At 72.8% G+C, this 16751-nt stretch carries 15 protein-coding genes; 10 read left to right on the top strand and 5 right to left on the bottom strand.

Going from position 1 to position 16751, the window contains the following annotated elements:
- Positions 1–26: 26 nt before the first annotated feature.
- Positions 27–758 (top strand): dethiobiotin synthase, encoded by a 732-nt coding sequence (bioD, locus tag ACFZBB_RS05080; protein WP_355341205.1) that lies wholly within the window; start codon positions 27–29, stop codon positions 756–758.
- A gap of 60 nt (positions 759–818) precedes the next feature.
- Here the strand turns inward: bioD and ACFZBB_RS05075 are convergent, their stop codons facing one another.
- Positions 819–1223 carry a fic family toxin-antitoxin system, toxin component gene (locus ACFZBB_RS05075; protein WP_391117938.1) on the bottom strand — a complete coding sequence of 135 codons (405 nt, stop codon included), beginning with the start codon at positions 1221–1223 and terminating at the stop codon, positions 819–821.
- Positions 1220–1459 carry an antitoxin gene (locus ACFZBB_RS05070; protein ID WP_355341211.1) on the bottom strand — a complete coding sequence of 80 codons (240 nt, stop codon included), beginning with the start codon at positions 1457–1459 and terminating at the stop codon, positions 1220–1222. Before ACFZBB_RS05070 ends, ACFZBB_RS05075 begins: the two co-directional genes overlap by 4 nt.
- 181 nt (positions 1460–1640) lie before the next feature.
- Here ACFZBB_RS05070 and ACFZBB_RS05065 point away from each other — a divergent pair, with 181 nt between their 5' ends.
- The 4 genes from ACFZBB_RS05065 to ACFZBB_RS05050 all read left to right on the top strand — a co-directional run bounded on the left by ACFZBB_RS05065 (position 1641) and on the right by ACFZBB_RS05050 (position 5555).
- Positions 1641–2066: a GNAT family N-acetyltransferase gene (locus ACFZBB_RS05065; protein WP_391117936.1), complete on the top strand. Its 426-nt coding sequence runs from the start codon at positions 1641–1643 to the stop codon at positions 2064–2066.
- A gap of 91 nt (positions 2067–2157) precedes the next feature.
- The gene (locus ACFZBB_RS05060; RefSeq protein ID WP_391117934.1) at positions 2158–3555 is read left to right on the top strand and encodes a CNNM domain-containing protein; all 1398 of its coding nucleotides are present in this window, start codon (positions 2158–2160) and stop codon (positions 3553–3555) included.
- The gene (locus ACFZBB_RS05055) at positions 3552–4568 is read left to right on the top strand and encodes a CNNM domain-containing protein (RefSeq protein WP_391117932.1); all 1017 of its coding nucleotides are present in this window, start codon (positions 3552–3554) and stop codon (positions 4566–4568) included. Before ACFZBB_RS05060 ends, ACFZBB_RS05055 begins: the two co-directional genes overlap by 4 nt.
- A gap of 183 nt (positions 4569–4751) precedes the next feature.
- Entirely contained in the window at positions 4752–5555 is an 804-nt protein-coding gene (locus ACFZBB_RS05050) for a GDSL-type esterase/lipase family protein (protein WP_391118475.1), read from the top strand.
- Positions 5556–5579: 24 nt separating this feature from the next.
- Here ACFZBB_RS05050 and ACFZBB_RS05045 read toward each other — a convergent pair whose 3' ends face one another.
- Positions 5580–7433: a CocE/NonD family hydrolase C-terminal non-catalytic domain-containing protein gene (locus ACFZBB_RS05045; RefSeq protein WP_391117930.1), complete on the bottom strand. Its 1854-nt coding sequence runs from the start codon at positions 7431–7433 to the stop codon at positions 5580–5582.
- A 328-nt stretch (positions 7434–7761) separates the two neighbouring features.
- Between ACFZBB_RS05045 and purB the strand changes: the two genes are divergently transcribed.
- The 3 genes from purB to ACFZBB_RS05030 all read left to right on the top strand — a co-directional run bounded on the left by purB (position 7762) and on the right by ACFZBB_RS05030 (position 11149).
- Positions 7762–9195, top strand: coding sequence for an adenylosuccinate lyase (gene purB / locus ACFZBB_RS05040; RefSeq protein ID WP_391117928.1), 1434 nt, complete (start codon positions 7762–7764; stop codon positions 9193–9195).
- Between the two features lie 37 nt (positions 9196–9232).
- On the top strand, positions 9233–9781 hold the full coding sequence (gene mug, locus ACFZBB_RS05035; RefSeq protein WP_391117926.1) for a G/U mismatch-specific DNA glycosylase: 549 nt from the start codon (positions 9233–9235) through the stop codon (positions 9779–9781).
- Positions 9782–9991: 210 nt separating this feature from the next.
- Complete coding sequence (locus tag ACFZBB_RS05030; RefSeq protein WP_355341235.1) at positions 9992–11149, top strand: ROK family protein; 1158 nt, start codon at positions 9992–9994, stop codon at positions 11147–11149.
- A 108-nt stretch (positions 11150–11257) separates the two neighbouring features.
- On the opposite strand, the gene ACFZBB_RS05025 is transcribed toward ACFZBB_RS05030, so the two are convergent.
- On the bottom strand, positions 11258–12019 hold the full coding sequence (locus tag ACFZBB_RS05025) for a GntR family transcriptional regulator (RefSeq protein WP_391117924.1): 762 nt from the start codon (positions 12017–12019) through the stop codon (positions 11258–11260).
- Positions 12020–12412: 393 nt separating this feature from the next.
- Between ACFZBB_RS05025 and ACFZBB_RS05020 the strand changes: the two genes are divergently transcribed.
- Positions 12413–13873, top strand: coding sequence for a solute carrier family 23 protein (locus tag ACFZBB_RS05020; protein WP_391117922.1), 1461 nt, complete (start codon positions 12413–12415; stop codon positions 13871–13873).
- Between the two features lie 221 nt (positions 13874–14094).
- On the opposite strand, the gene ACFZBB_RS05015 is transcribed toward ACFZBB_RS05020, so the two are convergent.
- Entirely contained in the window at positions 14095–15126 is a 1032-nt protein-coding gene (locus ACFZBB_RS05015) for an EamA family transporter (RefSeq protein WP_391117920.1), read from the bottom strand.
- A gap of 46 nt (positions 15127–15172) precedes the next feature.
- Here ACFZBB_RS05015 and ACFZBB_RS05010 point away from each other — a divergent pair, with 46 nt between their 5' ends.
- Positions 15173–16732 (top strand): aminotransferase class I/II-fold pyridoxal phosphate-dependent enzyme, encoded by a 1560-nt coding sequence (locus tag ACFZBB_RS05010; protein ID WP_391117917.1) that lies wholly within the window; start codon positions 15173–15175, stop codon positions 16730–16732.
- Positions 16733–16751 lie beyond the last annotated feature (19 nt).

The raw sequence follows: 16751 nt of genomic DNA, 5'->3' as shown, positions 1-16751 counted from the left end.
ACGGCAACGAGGAACGGAGCGACACCATGGCCATCGTGGTCATCACCGGAACGGGTACCGAGGTCGGCAAGACGGTGGCCACCGCCGCCGTGGCCGCCGCGTCGCTCGCGCAGGGGCTGAGCGTCGCCGTGCTCAAGCCCGCCCAGACGGGCGTGGCGGACGGCGAGCAGGGGGACGCCGCGGAGGTGGCCAGGCTCGCGGGTCCGGTGACGGCGGCCGAACTGGCCCGCTACCCCGAGCCGTTGGCGCCCGCGACGGCGGCCCGCCGCGCCGGACTGCGGCCGGTGGGCCCTGAGGACATCGCGGAGGCGGCGGCCAAACTGTCCGCGGTGCACGACGTCGTGCTGGTCGAGGGCGCGGGCGGGCTACTGGTCCGCTACGACGAGCAGGGCTCGACCCTCGCCGACGCGGCGGCGCTGCTGCGGGCGCGTGTCCTGCTGGTCGCCCCGGCCGGGCTCGGCACCCTCAACAGCACGGCGCTGACCGTCGAAGCGCTCAGCGCCCGCAAGGTCGACTGCATCGGTGTGATCATCGGAAGCTGGCGCGCCGAGCCGGAGCTGGCCGAGCGCTGCAACATCGCGGACCTGCCCGAGGTCGCGCAGGCGCCGCTGCTCGGCGCGCTGCCGGAAGCCGCCGGCGCCCTGTCCCCCGCCGCCTTCCGCACCGCCGCCCCCGACTGGCTGGCCCCGCAGCTCGGCGGCACCTGGGACGCGGCGGCCTTCGCGGAGGTCTTCGCCCCGGCGCCGTACAAGGCGTAGCCGCGCGGGCATCGCCGCACAGGGTGCAGCCGTACACAGGGGGCAACCGCGAGCGCGCCGCTACCCGACCTGTCCGGCCGGGCCCAGCTCCGCCTCCGTCGTCCAGGTGCGCAGCTCGTCGGCTATCCGGTCCAGTGGCGCCGAGCCGTCCTTCACCAGCCGGGCCAGGTCACGTACCTGTTCCGGCGTCATGGTGGGCTTGAGGCGGCTGGCGACGAGGTAGGCGTAGGCCACGGCGGAGGCGAACAGCGCGTTCGTCTCCTCCAGCGCCGGGACATGCACGAGCAACTGGAGCATGGCGGCGGCGCGGGTGTGGGTGTCGGTGTAGACGGGCGTGCCGAAGATCTCCGCGTCGTGCCTGCTGACGGCCGCGACGAGCGCGCCCCAGTCGGTCACCTGCGGGTCGCCCGGCGTGTAGTGCTCGGCGACCATCAGCAGCCATGCGAGGTCGATACGGAGGGTCAACGCGCGCCTTCACCCCGGGCGGCCGCCCGGGTGCCGAACTCCTCGGCGAAGACCTCTTCGTAACGCTTCATGAAGTCGGCGGCGGCCTCGACGAAGGCCTTGCCGTTCTCGCCCTCGTCCTGCTGGACGAGTTCCTCGATATAGCGGTTCACACTGATGCCGCGCTGCGACGCGCGCTGCCGGGCCGTCTCGGCCGTGGCTTCGTCCACCCGAACGTTCAACTGGGTCTTCGACATGCGTCCACGCTAGCGCCGTGGCGCTAGTAGCGGCAAGGGCGCCTTTCGCGGCAACGCCGGGAACTTCCCGCGACCCCCGGGGACGGATCGGGGCCTTCGACCGTTGGCAGGGCATGAACGACATTCATCTCGCATGCCGGAATTCCCCACCCGGAAATCGGTGCGGTGATTGGCTGCGGTGATGAGCGATCTTCACCTTCGGACCGCCACCCCCTCCGACGCCCTGCCCGTCCTCGCCTTCTGGCGGGTCGCGGCCGAGGGCACCAGCATCAGCGACGACCGGGCGGGGGTGGAACGACTGATCGCCCGCGACCCCGGCGCCCTGCTCCTCGCCGAGCGGGACGGTGACCTCGTCGGTACGGTCATCGCCGGTTTCGACGGCTGGCGCTGCCACCTCTACCGCCTCGCCGTCCACCCGGACGTCCGGCGTCAGGGCGTCGCGACCGCGCTCCTCGACGCCGCCGAACGCCGCTTCACCGCACTCGGCGGCAGGCGCGGCGACGCGATGGTGCTCGAACGCAACGAGCGGGCGCAGCACGCCTGGAGCGCGGCCGGATACACCCGCGAGTCCCGCTGGCGCCGGTGGACCAAACCGCTCACCTCATGACGGTTCACCGAGCGGCGACCGGGCCGGCCCCGGGCCGCCAATACCGAGCGGTCGGCCCGGTCGTGGCCGATCATGGGACCGAGGTGACCGGATGACTGAAACACTTCTGCTGTTGGTGGCCGTACTGCTCACCCTCGCCTGCGGCGTCTTCGTCGCGGCCGAATTCTCCCTGACCACGATCGAGCGCGGTGAGCTGGAGCGCGCGGCGCGGGACGGCGAGCGCGGCGCAGCGGCGGCGCTGGCGGCCGTCCGTACGCTGACCGTGCAGCTCTCCGGCGCGCAGCTCGGCATCACCGTGACGGGGCTGGTCATCGGCATGCTCGCCAAAAGCTCGATCGCGGAGCTGCTGCGCGGGCCGCTGCGGGCTGCGGGGCTGCCGGACTCGGCGTCGTCCTCCGTCGCCCTGGTGCTGGGCACCGCCCTGTCCACGGTGGCGCTGATGGTGATCGGCGAGCTGGTGCCGAAGAACTGGGCGATCTCCACTCCGCTGCCGGTCGCCAAGGCCGTGGCGGCGCCGCAGCGCGCCTTCACCGCCGCCTTCCACCCGCTGATCCACCACCTCAACAACACCGCGAACCGGGTGCTGCGCGCGATGGGCCTCGAACCCGCGGAGGAGCTGGCGTCGGCGCGCGGCCCGCAGGAGCTGGCCGCGCTGGCCCGGCACTCGGCCAAGGAGGGTGCGCTGGAGGCGGACACCGCCGAGCTGTTCGTCCGTACCCTCAACCTCGCCGAGCTCACCGCGGAGAACGTGATGACGCCGCGCGTCCAGGTCACCGCGCTCGAAGCGCAGGCCACCGCCGAGGACGTGGCGAACGCGACCCGCGCGACCGGCCTGTCCCGCTTCCCCGTCTACCGCGGCAGCCTGGACTCGGTGATCGGCACCGCCCACATCAAGGACGTCCTCGCGGTCCCCGCCGACCGGCGCGCGCGCGTGCCGGTCACCGAGCTGCTGCGCGAACCGCTGCTGGTCCCGGAGACGCTGACCGTCGACCGGCTGCTCGACCGGCTGGGCGGGCGGCGCTCGATGGCCGTGGTGATCGACGAGTACGGGGGCACGGCGGGCGTGGTGACCATGGAGGACATCGTGGAGGAGGTCGTCGGCGAGGTGCGCGACGAGCACGACCCGCACGAGCTTCCCGACCTGCTCTTCCTGCGGGAGGCGCCGGACGGGCGGCGGATCTACGACGCGGACGGCGCGACCCGTACCGAGGACCAGTTGGAGCGGATCGGGCTGCACGCCCCCGACGGGCCGTACGAGACACTGGCCGGTCTGGTGGCCCAGCGCCTCGGCCGTATCCCGGCGCGCGGTGACGCCTTCGAGCTGGACGGCTGGCGGATCGAGGTCACCGACGCGAGCGGACACCGGGCGTCGCGGGCCCGGCTGATCTCCCCCGCGCGGGCGGCTCAGACCCCCGTCGCCGCGGACAGGGCAGCGGGCGGCACGCCCGGCAACACGGCGGGCACGGCCGAGCGGAGACGTGATCGATGACCGTCGTCCAGTTGCTCATCGGCGCGCTCACCCTCGTGGTGAACGCGTTCTTCGTCGGCGCCGAATTCGCCATGATCTCGGTACGCCGCGGCCAGGTGGAAACCCTCGCCGAGGGCGGCGACCGCCGCGCCCGCAGCGTGGTGTGGGGTCTGGAACACCTCTCGCCGCTGCTGGCCGCGGCGCAGCTCGGCATCACCGTGTGCACGCTGGTGCTCGGTATCGTCGCCGAGCCCGCCATCGCGCACCTGCTGGAGCCGGTGTTCCACGCCGTGCACGTGCCGGAGGGCGCGATCCACGTCATCGCGTTCGTGATCGCGCTGGCCGTGGCCACGTATCTGCACATGCTGTTCGGCGAGATGGTGCCGAAGAACATCGCGCTGGCCGACCCGGTGCGGTCCGCGCTGGTCCTCGGCCCGCCGCTGGTCGGACTGACCAGGGCGCTGCGGCCGGTGATCTTCGCGATCAACGCGTTCGCCAACACGCTGCTGCGGCTGCTGCGGGTGGAGCCGCGCTCCGAGGTGGCGGCCGTCTTCTCCGACGACGAGCTGTCCCGGATGGTGGTGGACGCCGGGGCGGCGGGGCTGCTCGACGAGCGGGCCGCCGAGCGGCTGCGGGACGCCCTGGAGCTGGGCAGGCGGCCGATCGGCGAGATCGTGGTGCCGCCCGAGCGGGTGGTACGCGCGCCGTTGGGCATCACGCCCGAGGGCCTGGAAGCGCTCGCCGCCGACTCCGGTTACTCCCGATTCCCGGTCGCCGACCCCGACGGCCGGGTCCTGGGCTACCTGCACGTCAAGGACGCCCTGGACGCCGATCCGCGGGACGCGCCCTTCCGGCGCACCGCCCTGCGGCACATCACCCGCGTCGGCGCCGCCACCCCGCTGGACGACGTCCTCACCGCGATGCGGGCGGGCAGCGCCCACCTGGCGGCGGTCGTGGACGACGCGGGGCGCGGCATCGGGCTGGTGACGATGGAGGACGTGCTCAAGGAACTGGTCGGTCCCGGACGCCCCTGAACGGCGGGGGCGATCGGTACGGGTCCCGACCTCGTTGCCGGTGCGCCTGAGCGGTCGCATAGGATCTCCGGCGCCATGCAGAATGACGCACAGACAGACACACAGGCGGGCGCGGAGGCGGGCGCGCGAACGTCGGCCGCGTACAGCAGCTTCGTCGCGGTCGGCGACTCCTTCACCGAGGGCATGTCCGACCTGCTGCCCGACGGGTCCTACCGGGGCTGGGCGGACCTGCTCGCCGCCCGCCTCGCCGCCGCTTCCCGCACCGCGACCGGGGACGGGACCGGGGCCGCGACCGGGACCGGGACCGGTCAGCAGCCGGGGCCGGGGGACGGTCCGGGCTTCCGGTACGCGAATCTCGCCGTACGCGGCAAGCTGATCCGGCAGATCTCCGAGGACCAGGTCGACGTGGCCGCCGCGATGGGCGCCGACCTGATCACCCTGGTCGGCGGTCTCAACGACGTGCTGCGGCCCAAGTGCGACGTGGACGAGGTCTGCGCGGTCCTGGAGAGCTGTGTCGAACGGCTCGCGCCGGCCTGCGGGCAGCTCGTCCTGATGCGCAGCCCCGCCCGGCGCGGGCCGGTCGCCGCCCGCTTCCTGCCCCGGATGGAACAGCTCTTCGCCTTCCTCGACGACCTCGCGGCCCGCCACGGCGCCCTGGTCGTCGACCTCTACGGCGCCGAGGTCCTGGGCGACCAGCGCATGTGGGCCGACGACCGGCTCCACCTCACGGCGGACGGCCACCGGCGCGTCGCCGAGGCCGTCTGGCAGACCCTCGGCCGTCCCCCGGAGTCCGACTGGACGGTCGGTCTCCCCCCGGCGGTCCGCCCCGGCTGGACCGCGCGCCGCACGGCCGACCTGCGCTTCACCCGCCGGCACCTCGTCCCGTGGATCGGCCGCCGCCTCACCGGCCGCTCCTCCGGCGACGGCCGTCCCGCCAAGCGCCCGGACCTGCTGCCGTGGGCGGCCGGTCCGTCGTACGACGACTGATCCGCCGTACGACGGCGTCGCCCGTCAGCCCAGCGGCAGGTCCAGGTGGGACTCCTCTCCCGGCGGGGAGCTGACGGTGGTCGTGCTGTCCTCGACGTCGGCGTCGGAATAGAGCTTGTCCTTGCTGTTGACGACCAGGGCCAGCCGGTGGCCGGCGGGCACGTCGTAGGCGGCGGCCTGGAGCTGCCAGGTGACGGTGGTGTCCTGGCCGGGCACGAGGTCGGACAGGGTGTACGGCTCGTGCGTGACGATCCGCGCCGTCCGGTCCTCGGCGATGTCGAAGAGGTACGCGACCAGGGTCGTGGACGCCGCGGAGCTGCGCACGGTCAGCCGGACTTCGGGGATGCCGCGGATCCGGCGGGCCACGTGCCGGTCCGCGCCCGCGGGCAGCGGATCGGTGGCCCACAGCGCCAGGTGCTGCCGGTCGAACTTCTCCGTCTCGTAGGTCTTCGGATTGCCGTTCCACTCGGCCTTGCCGGTCGACACGATCCCGTCCACCGCCGTGGCCTCGGTCAGGTGCCCGGCGATGAACCCGCGCGACCAGCCGGGCGCGGGTTCCTCGGTCAGCGACCCGTCCCGGCGCCCGGTGCCGGTGTTGGCCAGATACCAGCGTTCGGTGGAGACGGTGACGTCGCCCCAGGTCTGCCGGGGTTCGCGCCGCGCCGGGGTGACGACGGTGTCGTCTCCGGTGCCGGAGCCCGGCCGGGTCTCGTAGGTGAACATGATCTGGTTGTTGACCTGGGGCCAGTCGGGCACGTCGTTCGCCTCGCCCCGCAGGTGGTGGTCGAGCCAGGCGTACGCCTCGGCCATCGCGAGGTTGGGGCCGGTCGGCCCGGCCAGCGGTCCGGTCAGTCCGGGACCCTCCGGCACCGCGTGGTCACCGATCCACATGTTCAGCCGCTTGGGGACGGTGAGGCGGTTGAAGGTGGTCAGCACCTGGTTGACCGGGAACAGGCCCTCGTGCCAGGTGTTGGAGATGAAGGTCGGCACACCGCGGTCGTTGGTGGCGTCGGTGTACGCCTCCGGCGCGCGCTCCGTGCCCCACGCCACGACCGTGTCCATGTTCTGGTTCGCGTGGAAGTCCGCCAGGATCTGCTGGGTGGCCTCGTCGAATTTGCGCTCCACGGGTCCGCCGGTCAGGGCGAGCAGGACGGCCACGGCCTGGAGGTGCCGCGTGTCGTGGTGGTAGAGGCTGGTGGCCAGATTGCCCCAGGTGCTCAGCGCCACGACCGCGTCCACCCGGTCGTCGTTCGCCGCGACGAGCTGGCTGATCCCGGACCCGTAGGACTCGCCCAGGAATCCGATTCTGCTCGGCGCGAAGTGCTCCTTCGCGTAGTCGATCACCGAGGACCCGTCGGCCCAGTCGTTGGGTCCGCCGACGTCGATGAAGCCGCCCGAGGTGAACGGGCCGTCCACGTACCCGTGGCCGGGGATGTTCACGGTCAGGCCGATCCCGCGCGGGGTGTACGCCAGCACGTGGTAGCCCTTGAGGGCCAGGGTGAGGTGCGCGTACTCGAACAGCGGCCAGCCGACCGGGGTCCAGCCGGCGGGGAGGATGACCAGCGGGCGCGGTTCCGCCGAGTTGAGCCTGATGGTGTGCGCCGCCAGCCGGGTCCCGTCCTGGGCCCGGATCCACGGGAAGCCGACGGTGGCGACCCGCAGCACCTCGTCGGTGAGCCGGCGCAGGTCGCGCGGCAGCAAGTTCTGGGTGGTGTTGCCCTGCAACGCGGCGACCAGCGCCTCGCCCAGGTTGGCCGCGTCGGGATTGACGCTCGCGCCCGCGCCCCAGATGCCGTTGTCGGCGACCTGGGTCAGTTGGGCGGTGGTGACCGCGCGGACCTCGTCCTGCGGAGGTCCGTCCCCTGATGACGTGCTCATGAGCGTGTTCCTTCCGTCTCGGTCCCGGGCAGCCGGGTGACCGGGTAGCAGAACATGTGGCAGAAATCGTGCGAATCGCCACACCTCGATCGTGGGACCTCGCCGTTCACCGGGGACAGGGCGCGAAACGACGCGCGGAAGCGTCCGGGCGGCCGCGTACGCCCGGCGCAGACCTACGACAGACCCGGTTCGACTCGGCAGTGGTACGGCGCCGGGGGCACCTGCCGCGCGCGGTGGCCACGGCCCCTTTCCCGGACCGCTGACCAGGGCTCCGGCGCGCGTGACCGGCGGAATCCGGCCGCCTGGTTACCCGGTAAACTCTCCACACGTGACTGCTAAGCCGCGCATCCCCAATGTCCTCGCCGGCCGCTACGCCTCGGCGGAGCTGGCCACCTTGTGGTCTCCCGAGCAGAAGGTGGTGCTGGAGCGCAGGCTGTGGCTGGCCGTGCTGCGGGCGCAGAAGGACCTGGGGATCGAGGTGCCGGAGCAGGCCATCGCGGATTACGAGCGGGTGGTGGAGCAGGTCGACCTCGGCTCGATCGCGGAGCGCGAGAAGGTCACCCGGCACGATGTGAAGGCGCGCATCGAGGAGTTCAACGCGCTGGCCGGGCACGAGCAGGTCCACAAGGGCATGACGTCACGGGACCTGACGGAGAATGTGGAGCAGCTTCAGATCCGGCTGTCGCTGGAGCACGTCAGGGACCGTACGGTCGCGGTGCTCGCGCGGCTGGGGCAGCTCGCGGGTGAGTACGCGGAGCTGGTGATGGCGGGCCGCTCGCACAACGTGGCGGCGCAGGCGACGACGTTGGGCAAGCGCTTCGCGACGACCGCGGACGAGCTGCTGGTGGCCTTCGAGCGGGTCGAGGACCTGATCGGCCGCTATCCGCTGCGCGGCATCAAGGGTCCGGTCGGCACCGCGCAGGACATGCTGGACCTGCTGGGCGGCGACAGCGCGAAGCTGGCGGATCTGGAGCAGCGGATCGCCGATCACCTCGGCTTCTCGCGGGCTTTCACCTCGGTCGGCCAGGTGTACCCGCGGTCGCTGGACTACGACGCGGTGACGGCGCTGGTGCAGCTCGCCGCCGGTCCTTCGTCGCTGGCCAGGACGATCCGGCTGATGGCCGGGCACGAGCTGGTCACCGAGGGCTTCAAGCCGGGCCAGGTCGGCTCGTCGGCGATGCCGCACAAGATGAACACCCGTTCCTGCGAGCGCGTCAACGGCCTGATGGTGATCCTGCGCGGCTACGCGTCGATGACCGGCGAGCTGGCGGGCGACCAGTGGAACGAGGGCGATGTGTCGTGCTCGGTGGTGCGCCGGGTCGCGCTGCCCGACGCCTTCTTCGCCTTCGACGGGCTGCTGGAGACGTTCCTGACGGTGCTGGACGAATTCGGCGCCTTCCCGGCCGTCGTCGCCCGCGAACTGGACCGCTACCTGCCGTTCCTGGCCACCACGAAGGTGCTGATGGGCGCGGTGCGCGCGGGCGTCGGCCGCGAGGTCGCGCACGAGGCGATCAAGGAGAACGCGGTGGCGTCCGCGCTGGCCATGCGCGAGCAGGGCACCGAGCGCAACGAACTGCTCGACCGGCTCGCCGCCGACGCGCGGATCCCGCTGGACCGGGCGGGTCTCGACGCGCTGATGGCCGACCGGCTGTCGTTCACGGGCGCGGCGGCCGGACAGGTCGCCGAGGTCGTCCGGCGGATCGAGGACGTCACCAAGGCGCACCCGCGGGCCGCCGCGTACCGCCCCGGCGCGATCCTCTGACCACCGGGACGAACAGGACGAGCAGGCGGCAGCCCGTATGACTCCGGAACAGCTCACGGCGGCCCGCGACCGCACCCTGGACGATGTCATCGGGGGCGGTCTGCGGGTGCTGTTCTGCGGGATCAATCCGGGGCTGATGTCCGCGCATCTCGGGCAGCACTTCGCCCGGCCGGGCAACCGCTTCTGGCCCGCGCTGCACGCCTCCGGGTTCACCCCGCGCCGGTTCGCCCCGGCCGAGCAGGAGGACATGCTCGCGCTCGGCCTCGGGATCACCAACGTGGCCGGGCGGGCGACCGCGCGGGCCGACGAGCTGACGGCGCGGGAGCTGGTCGAGGGCGGGAAGCTGCTGACCGCGAAGGTCGAGGAGTACCGGCCCGGCTGGCTCGCCGTGCTGGGCGTCACCGCCTACCGGGTCGCCTTCGCGGACAAGCACGCCCAGGTCGGCCCGCAGGAGCGGACGATCGGCGCGACCCGGATCTGGGCGCTGCCGAGCCCCAGCGGCCTCAACGCGCACTGGTCGCCGGCCGCTCTCGCGGAGGAGTTCGCCCGGCTGCGCGTCGCCGCGGGCCACGAGCCGAAGCCGTAGCTCCCGCCCTTCCGTTCGGCCTCGACCGGCGGGACGGCCGCGCGGCACCGGCACTCCACCGGTCCCGCGCACCGTCCCCGTAGGACATTTGGCGTCCCGTCAGCGCTTACGGGACGCCACGCGTCGCCGCGGGTACGGGCGACCACTCGCCGCGACGGCCCGCGCCCGGTACGATCCGCCACACACAGGTACAGGCTGGGAGGACATACGTTGGGGCGGCTCACCGGCGGGGACCCATCCCTGCTCCGGCGGATCAATTCCGCGGTCGTCCTCCATGCGCTGCGCGGGGCGCAGGCCCCGACGCTGACCGAGCTGGTGCACAGCACGGGACTGTCGCGGCCCACCGTCGAGGGTGTCATCGAGGGCCTGGCCGAGTCGGACCTGGTGGTCGAGGTGGCCCCCGAGGGCGCCGACGCGCGCAAGCAGGGCCGTCCCGCCCGCAGGTTCCGTTTCCACGCCGAGGCCGGGCATCTGCTGGGCATCGAGATCGGCGCGCACCAGGTACGGGTGGTGCTGTCGGACCTCAGCGGCCAGGTGCTGGGCTCGCACGGCCGCGAGGTCGACGAGGCCGCGTCCGCCGACGACCGGCTGGAGCGGGTCCGCGGCACGGTCGCCGAGCTGCTGCGCAAGGCCGGGGTGGCCCGCAGCACCCTGTGGGCGGTCGGCGTGGGCAGCCCCGGCATCGTGGAGGCGCACGGCGAGGTCCGGCTGAGCACGGCGCTGCCCGGCTGGACGGGGCTGCCGCTGGGCGAGCGGTTGCAGCGTTCCTTCCGCTGTCCGGTGCTGGTGGAGAACGACGCGAATGTCGCGGCGGTCGCCGAGCACTGGAAGGGTGTCGCGGTCGACACCGACGACGTGGTCTTCGTCCTGGCCGGGCTGAGCCCCGGCGCGGGTTCGCTGATCGGCGGGCGGCTGCACCGCGGCTTCGGCGGCGCGGCGGGCGAGATCGGCGCCCTGCACCTGCTGGGCCGCGAGGTCACGCCCGAGCACCTGCTGTCGACCACCGGCACCCCGCTGCACCCGCTGGACGAACCGGCGGTCGCGCGGGTCTTCGCGCTGGCGAAGAAGGGCGACGTACAGGCCAAGGACGCCGTCGAGCGCTTCCTTCGCCGCCTGGTGCACGACGTCGCCGCGCTGGTGCTGGCGATCGACCCGGAGCTGGTGGTCGTCGGCGGCTGGGCCGCGGGCCTCGACGGGGTCCTGGAGCCGCTCCGTTCCGAGCTGGCGCGCTACTGCCTGCGGCCCCCGAAGGTGACGCTGTCCGCGCTCGGACAGGAGGCCATCGCGACCGGCGCCCTGCGGCTGGCCCTGGACCATGTCGAGGAGCAGCTCTTCGCGGTGGAGCAGACGTCACTGGCGCGGCACTGACGTATCAGTACCGCGCCATCGTGATGTCGGGTCGGCGTACGGCCGCCGGGCTCGGCGCCTCCGGTCGGCGCGACCGGTGGGGGCTCGCCGCCGGGGCACCCGCCCGGTTCAGGAAGCCTGGCGGCTGTCGTCCTGGTGGTGGGTGACCTCAAGAGCACCCGAGTCGCCGAACGTCAGCCGGCACGTGTCGGCGCGGTACGTGGCCACCGACGCGGCGGCGACCCGGCCCTCGGAGAAGTAGCGGGTGGTGACGACCAGGACGGGCGCGCCGGGCAGCCGGTCGAGCTGCTTGGCGTCCTGGGCGCTGGCCGAGCCCAGCTCGACGGAGCGGTCCTCGCCCTCCAGCTCCAGCGTGTGCAGCTCGCGCAGGACGGCGGGGCCGTGGTTGGCGGGCGTGAGCATCGTGGACAGCTCGGGCACCGAGGCCGGGGGCACGTACAGCAGCTCGGTCGCGACGTGCTGGCCGCGCATCACGCGCTCGCGGCGGATGGTGTGCACGGCCTCGTCGCCGCCGGTGCCGAGGAGCGCGGCGATCGGGCCGGGCGCGGCGGCCTCGACGCAGCCCACCGTGTTCCAGGAGTCATGGCCGGAGCCGGGCCACGCCTCGGCGACCGGTCCCACGGACACGCCCATCCGCGGCGGTGCCACGGTGGTGCCGACTCCCCTGCGCCGCTGGAGGCGCCCTTCGAGTTCCAACTGTTCGAGCGCCTGCCGGAGCGTCGCGCGCGCGACACCGAAGCGGGCGGCCAGGTCCCGCTCGTTCGGCAGGATCTCACCGACCTCGAACTCCGAGTCGAGGGCGTCGTTCAGCACGGTCTTCAGGTGCCAGTACTTCGGCTCCTGCACCGATTCGAGCTGCGTGGTCCCCACCCTGTCCTCGCAATCACCGGGTCCGCGACGGGCTCTGGCTTGTCGGCCACGCCCTCGGCTTGTTCAGCCTTGTTTCCGAACCACTATTTATTAAAGGTCCTTGCACTACTACGTCTCGAAGATAGAGCCGCCTCGTGAACTTGGTCAAGACCAATCCTCGAACGCGACGGCCTGCTATGGGGCGGGCGCGCGAGACGTTCATGAGTTGTTGACGGTGTGCTGAGACGCCGTTCGTGATGCCCGTGGGAAACGACGCGGGTGTTGACCTGGGCATGACTAAAACCCGACGGTGATACGGGGTAACGCCACGGAAACCCGCCGGGGCCGACCGGGGAGCACAATCCGTGTGCCCCGCAGCCTCGTTCCACCGTTTGTTGAATCCAGAGGAGCACCATGTCAGGACCCGTCGTGGACGCGGAGAAGCCGTCGTCCGGACCACCACCCGCGGCCAGTCCGCTGGACCGCTACTTCCGGATATCGGAGCGCGGATCCACGCCCGGCCGGGAGATACGCGGCGGTCTCGCCACCTTCTTCACCATGGCGTACATCCTCGTGCTCAACCCGATCATCCTGGGCAGCGCCACGGACAAGTTCGGGCACCACCTCTCGGTCGCCCAACTCACCACCGCCACCGCGCTGGTGGCGGCCGTGATGACCGCGATCATGGGCGTCGGCGGCAACCTACCGCTGGCGATCGCGGCCGGTCTCGGCCTGAACGCCGTGGTGGCCTTTCAGCTCGCCCCCACGATGAGCTGGCCCGACGCGATGGGCCTGGTCGTCCTGGAGGGCCTGTTGATCTGCGTGCTCGTCGCGACCGGCCTGCGCGAGGCGATCATGAACGCGATCCCGCAGCCGATCAAACAGGCGATCAGCGTGGGCATCGGCCTGTTCATCGCCTTCATCGGCTTCGTGGACGCCGGATTCGCCAGCCGTATCCCCGACGCGGCGAAGACGACGGTCCCGGTGCAGCTCGGCGCGACCGGAACGCTCACCGGCTGGCCGGTGCTGGTCTTCTGCCTCGGTGTGCTGCTGACGGTCGCGCTGGTCGCGCGGCGGATCAAGGGCGCGATCCTGATCAGCATCGTGGTCATGACGATCGTGGCGATCGTCGTCAACAAGATCGCCGACCTGCCGGACTCGGCGTGGGGCCTAACCGTGCCCAAGGTGCCGCACCATGTGACGTCCACGCCCGACTTCGGGCTGATCGGTCACTTCAGCCTCTTCGGCGGCTTCCGCGAGGCGGGCATCGTCACGGCCGCCCTCTTCGTCTTCACCCTCGTGCTGTCGGACTTCTTCGACGCGATGGGTACGATCGTCGGCATCTCCAACGAGGCCGGTCTGCTGGACGAGCAGGGCCGGGTGCCGAACATCGGCCGCGTGCTGTTCATCGACGGCGCCGCCGCCGTCGCGGGCGGCGCGGCCTCCGCCTCCTCCAACACCGCCTACGTGGAATCCGCCGCGGGTGTCGGCGAGGGCGCCCGTACGGGTCTGGCCAGCGTCGTCACCGGCGCGCTCTTCGTGGTGGCGCTCTTCCTGACCCCGCTCGCCGGCGTCGTCCCCTCCCAGGCCGCCGCCCCCGCCCTGGTCGCGGTCGGCTTCCTGCTCATGGCGCAGGTCCGCACCATCGACTGGACGCAGTACGACATCGGCATCCCGGCCTTCCTCACCATCGCCGTGATGCCCTTCACCTACAGCATCACCAACGGGATCGGCGCGGGCTTCCTGTCCTTCGTCGTGATCAAGATCGTGCTGGGCAAGGCGCGCGAGGTGCATCCGCTGGTGTGGGGTGTGTCGGTGTGCTTCCTCGCGTACTTCGCGATCGATCCGCTCCAGCAGGTGCTCGGCGCCAAGTAAGCACTCACGGAGGTCTGATGACGCGCCGCACGGTCCCTCGGCGCCGCCGAGGGAGCGTGCGGGTGCTGCCGCGCGCGGCGCACCGGGCGGACGACGCCCCGACCGGGACGGGGGCGCCCGGTCGGGGCTGCTGGCCGGACCGGTGTCGCGCACCGGCCCGTACTGTCACAACTCGCCCACCCCAGCGGGAGTTCCCGGCCGCGCGGAATTTTGCCATCCGGCTATGGGGAGTCCGCCGCCGCCGGAACGGCCCGCCGATCGCGGTCGGGTACGTGCTCGGGAAGCCGGTGCTCGGGAAGCGGGTTCGCGGGAAGCGGGTTCGCGAGAGGCCGGTTCGCGAGAGGCCGGTTCGCGGAAGGTTCCTTCGCGAGCGGCCGTCGGCGTGACCGCAGCGCTCCCGAGCCGACGGCGACACCGACCGCGACCAGGACGCTGCCCGCGAGTTGGCCCGCCCCGAAGGTGCCGACCGCCACCAAGGGCGCGGTCACCGCGGCGGACACCGGGATCAGCCCGGAGAAGAGGGTGGCGCGCTCGGTGCCGATCCGCTGCACGCCCGCGTACCAGCACAGGAAACCGATCACGGTGGCCACCAGCGACTGCCAGCCGAGTGCCAGCGCCTCGGATCCGGTGGGAACGCGCACCGCCGCCCGGCCCTCGGTCACCAGCCCCAGCGTCCCCGCCTCCACGGCGGCCAGCGCGCACACGCACGCCGACAGCAGCGGCGGCCCCAGCGGCTTCACCAACGGCGCCGCCAGCAGGGCGAATCCGCACTCCCCCACCAGCGCCATCACCGACCAGAACAGCCCCACGCCGTCTGTGCCGCCCCAGCCCTGCACCACGAAGGCGCCGGACGCGACGAGCACGGCCCCCGCGGCGACCGTCCGTGTCGGCCGCCGTCCCGCCCCGAGCGGTACGAGCACCGCGACGACGACCGGGGCGCACCCGACCAGCACGCCCGGCACCGCCGGTTCCGCGGTGCGCTCGGCCGCGAGGATCGCGAGGTTGAAGCCGACCATGCCGATCGCCGCCACGCCCGCCGCCAGCGCCCACTGCCGTACGGTCAGCGCTCGCAGTCTCCGCACGGCGCCTTTGCGCGCGGGCCACAGGAGCAGCAGACAGGCCGAGCCGTAACGCAGCGCCTGGCCGCCCGCGTGCGGATAGTCCACGAGCGCGCCGCCCGCGGTGAAGGACGCGCCGACCAGGACACAGGCGACGGTGGCGAAGAGGAAGCCGGCGCGTGGGGATGAGTTCATACGACGACGGTATGGAGACAAGCGGTCCCGTTTAAGGTCCATTCCCATGGACGTTAAGAGGACCAATTCGGATGGTGCCGGTACGGACCCGGCCGCCGCGGGCGGCGCGCCGACCGCGGCGGCCGGGTCGGACGTACTCCGGACGACGGTCTCGGCGGGCCCGCCGGACGGCGGGCGGCACGGCGCCCGGCCCGAGGGGTGGACCGCCGCGTGGGAGCTGTTGCTGCCCTCCGCGGGGACGTCGCCGCGGGGTCGAGGGCGGGCGCTCCAGGCGGCGCTGCGGGACGCCGTGCGCTCGGGACGGCTCGCGCCCGGCACGCAACTGCCCGCCAGCCGCGAACTGGCCGCCGACCTCGGCGTGTCGCGGGGCCTGGTCACCGACGCGTACGCGCAGCTCACGGCCGAGGGGTATCTCAGCGGGCGGCAGGGCTCTGGCACGTGGGTGACGGGCGCGGGCGCCGTACCCGTACCGGCCGCGACGGCCATGCCCGCCGTGGACGACCGGGGCGGCCCCACGGACCTCAGGCCGGGCCTGCCGGACCTCTCCCTGTTCCCGAGGGCCGCGTGGTCGGCGGCCCACCGGCGGGTGATCGCCCGGCTCCCGCACCGCGCCCTCGGCTACCCGGATCCGCGCGGCCTGCCCGAACTGCGCGAAGCGCTCGCGGAGTTGCTGGCCAGGCGGCGCGGGGTGGCCGCGGACCCCGACCAGGTGATGGTCTGCTCCGGCGTGGCCCAGGCGCACACACTGCTCGGCTTCGTCCTGCGCGGGCGAGGCGAGCGCGCGACGGCCGTCGAGGACCCGGGCAGCCCCGAGCAGAGCGGACTGCTCGGCGCGACCGGGCTGACGGCGGTGCCGGTGCCCGTCGACGAGGAGGGCCTGTCGGTGACGGCGCTGGCCGCCGCCGGAGTACGGTCCGCCATCGTCACGCCCTGCCACCAGTTCCCGACCGGGGTCGCGTACTCGGCGCGGCGGCGCGCCCAACTCACCGACTGGGCCCGTACGGTCGACGGCCTCGTCATCGAGGACGACTACGACGGCGACTTCCGCTACGACCGCGCGCCGGTCGGCGCCCTCCAGGGCCTCGCGCCCGGCCATGTCGCCTACACCGGCTCGGTGAGCAAGACCCTCGCCCCGGGGCTGCGGCTCGGCTGGCTCGTCGCGCCGCCGGACATCATCGCCGACGCCGCCGCGCTCAAGCGCACGATGGACCTCGGCAACCCGGTCACCGAGCAGGCCGTACTGGCCGACTTCCTCGCCTCCGGGCAGTACGACCGCCACCTCCGGCGCTGCCAACGCCTCTACCGCCGCCGTCGCGACACCCTCACCACCGCACTCGCCGCCCACTTCCCCGGCGCCACGACCAGCGGCATCGCCGCCGGTCTGCACGCCATCGTCACCCTCCCACCGCGCTACGGACCCCCGTCCCGTCTGCTGGCCGCCGCGACCTCCGCCGGAATCACCCTCCGCCCCCTGTCCGACTACGAGCACGCGCCGACGCAGGTGCCAGGCGTCCGCCTTGTCATCGGTTACGCCCACCTGTCCCCGGAGTCGATCACTCGCGCGGTCGAACTGCTGGCCAGGGCGGAGTCGGCCGCACCGCGCTGAGACGAGCGGTCCGCAGCCC

The organism is Streptomyces sp. NPDC008139, assembly GCF_042957025.1.
Taxonomy (GTDB): Bacteria; Actinomycetota; Actinomycetes; order Streptomycetales; family Streptomycetaceae; genus Actinacidiphila.
Note: the sequence above shows the minus strand (reverse complement) of the source record. Positions and strands in the feature narration are given on the sequence as shown.

Excerpts from the sequence above, each read along its gene's own strand:
- ACFZBB_RS05060 (WP_391117934.1), top strand. The coding sequence starts at position 2,158 with ATGACTGAAACACTTCTGCTGTTGGTGGCCGTACTGCTCACCCTCGCC.
- bioD (WP_355341205.1), top strand. The coding sequence starts at position 27 with ATGGCCATCGTGGTCATCACCGGAACGGGTACCGAGGTCGGCAAGACG.
- ACFZBB_RS05020 (WP_391117922.1), top strand. The coding sequence starts at position 12,413 with ATGTCAGGACCCGTCGTGGACGCGGAGAAGCCGTCGTCCGGACCACCA.
- mug (WP_391117926.1), top strand. The coding sequence starts at position 9,233 with ATGACTCCGGAACAGCTCACGGCGGCCCGCGACCGCACCCTGGACGAT.
- ACFZBB_RS05055 (WP_391117932.1), top strand. The coding sequence starts at position 3,552 with ATGACCGTCGTCCAGTTGCTCATCGGCGCGCTCACCCTCGTGGTGAAC.
- ACFZBB_RS05015 (WP_391117920.1), bottom strand. The coding sequence starts at position 15,126 with ATGAACTCATCCCCACGCGCCGGCTTCCTCTTCGCCACCGTCGCCTGT.
- ACFZBB_RS05010 (WP_391117917.1), top strand. The coding sequence starts at position 15,173 with ATGGACGTTAAGAGGACCAATTCGGATGGTGCCGGTACGGACCCGGCC.
- ACFZBB_RS05050 (WP_391118475.1), top strand. The coding sequence starts at position 4,752 with ATGTCCGACCTGCTGCCCGACGGGTCCTACCGGGGCTGGGCGGACCTG.
- ACFZBB_RS05045 (WP_391117930.1), bottom strand. The coding sequence starts at position 7,433 with ATGAGCACGTCATCAGGGGACGGACCTCCGCAGGACGAGGTCCGCGCG.
- ACFZBB_RS05070 (WP_355341211.1), bottom strand. The coding sequence starts at position 1,459 with ATGTCGAAGACCCAGTTGAACGTTCGGGTGGACGAAGCCACGGCCGAG.
- ACFZBB_RS05065 (WP_391117936.1), top strand. The coding sequence starts at position 1,641 with ATGAGCGATCTTCACCTTCGGACCGCCACCCCCTCCGACGCCCTGCCC.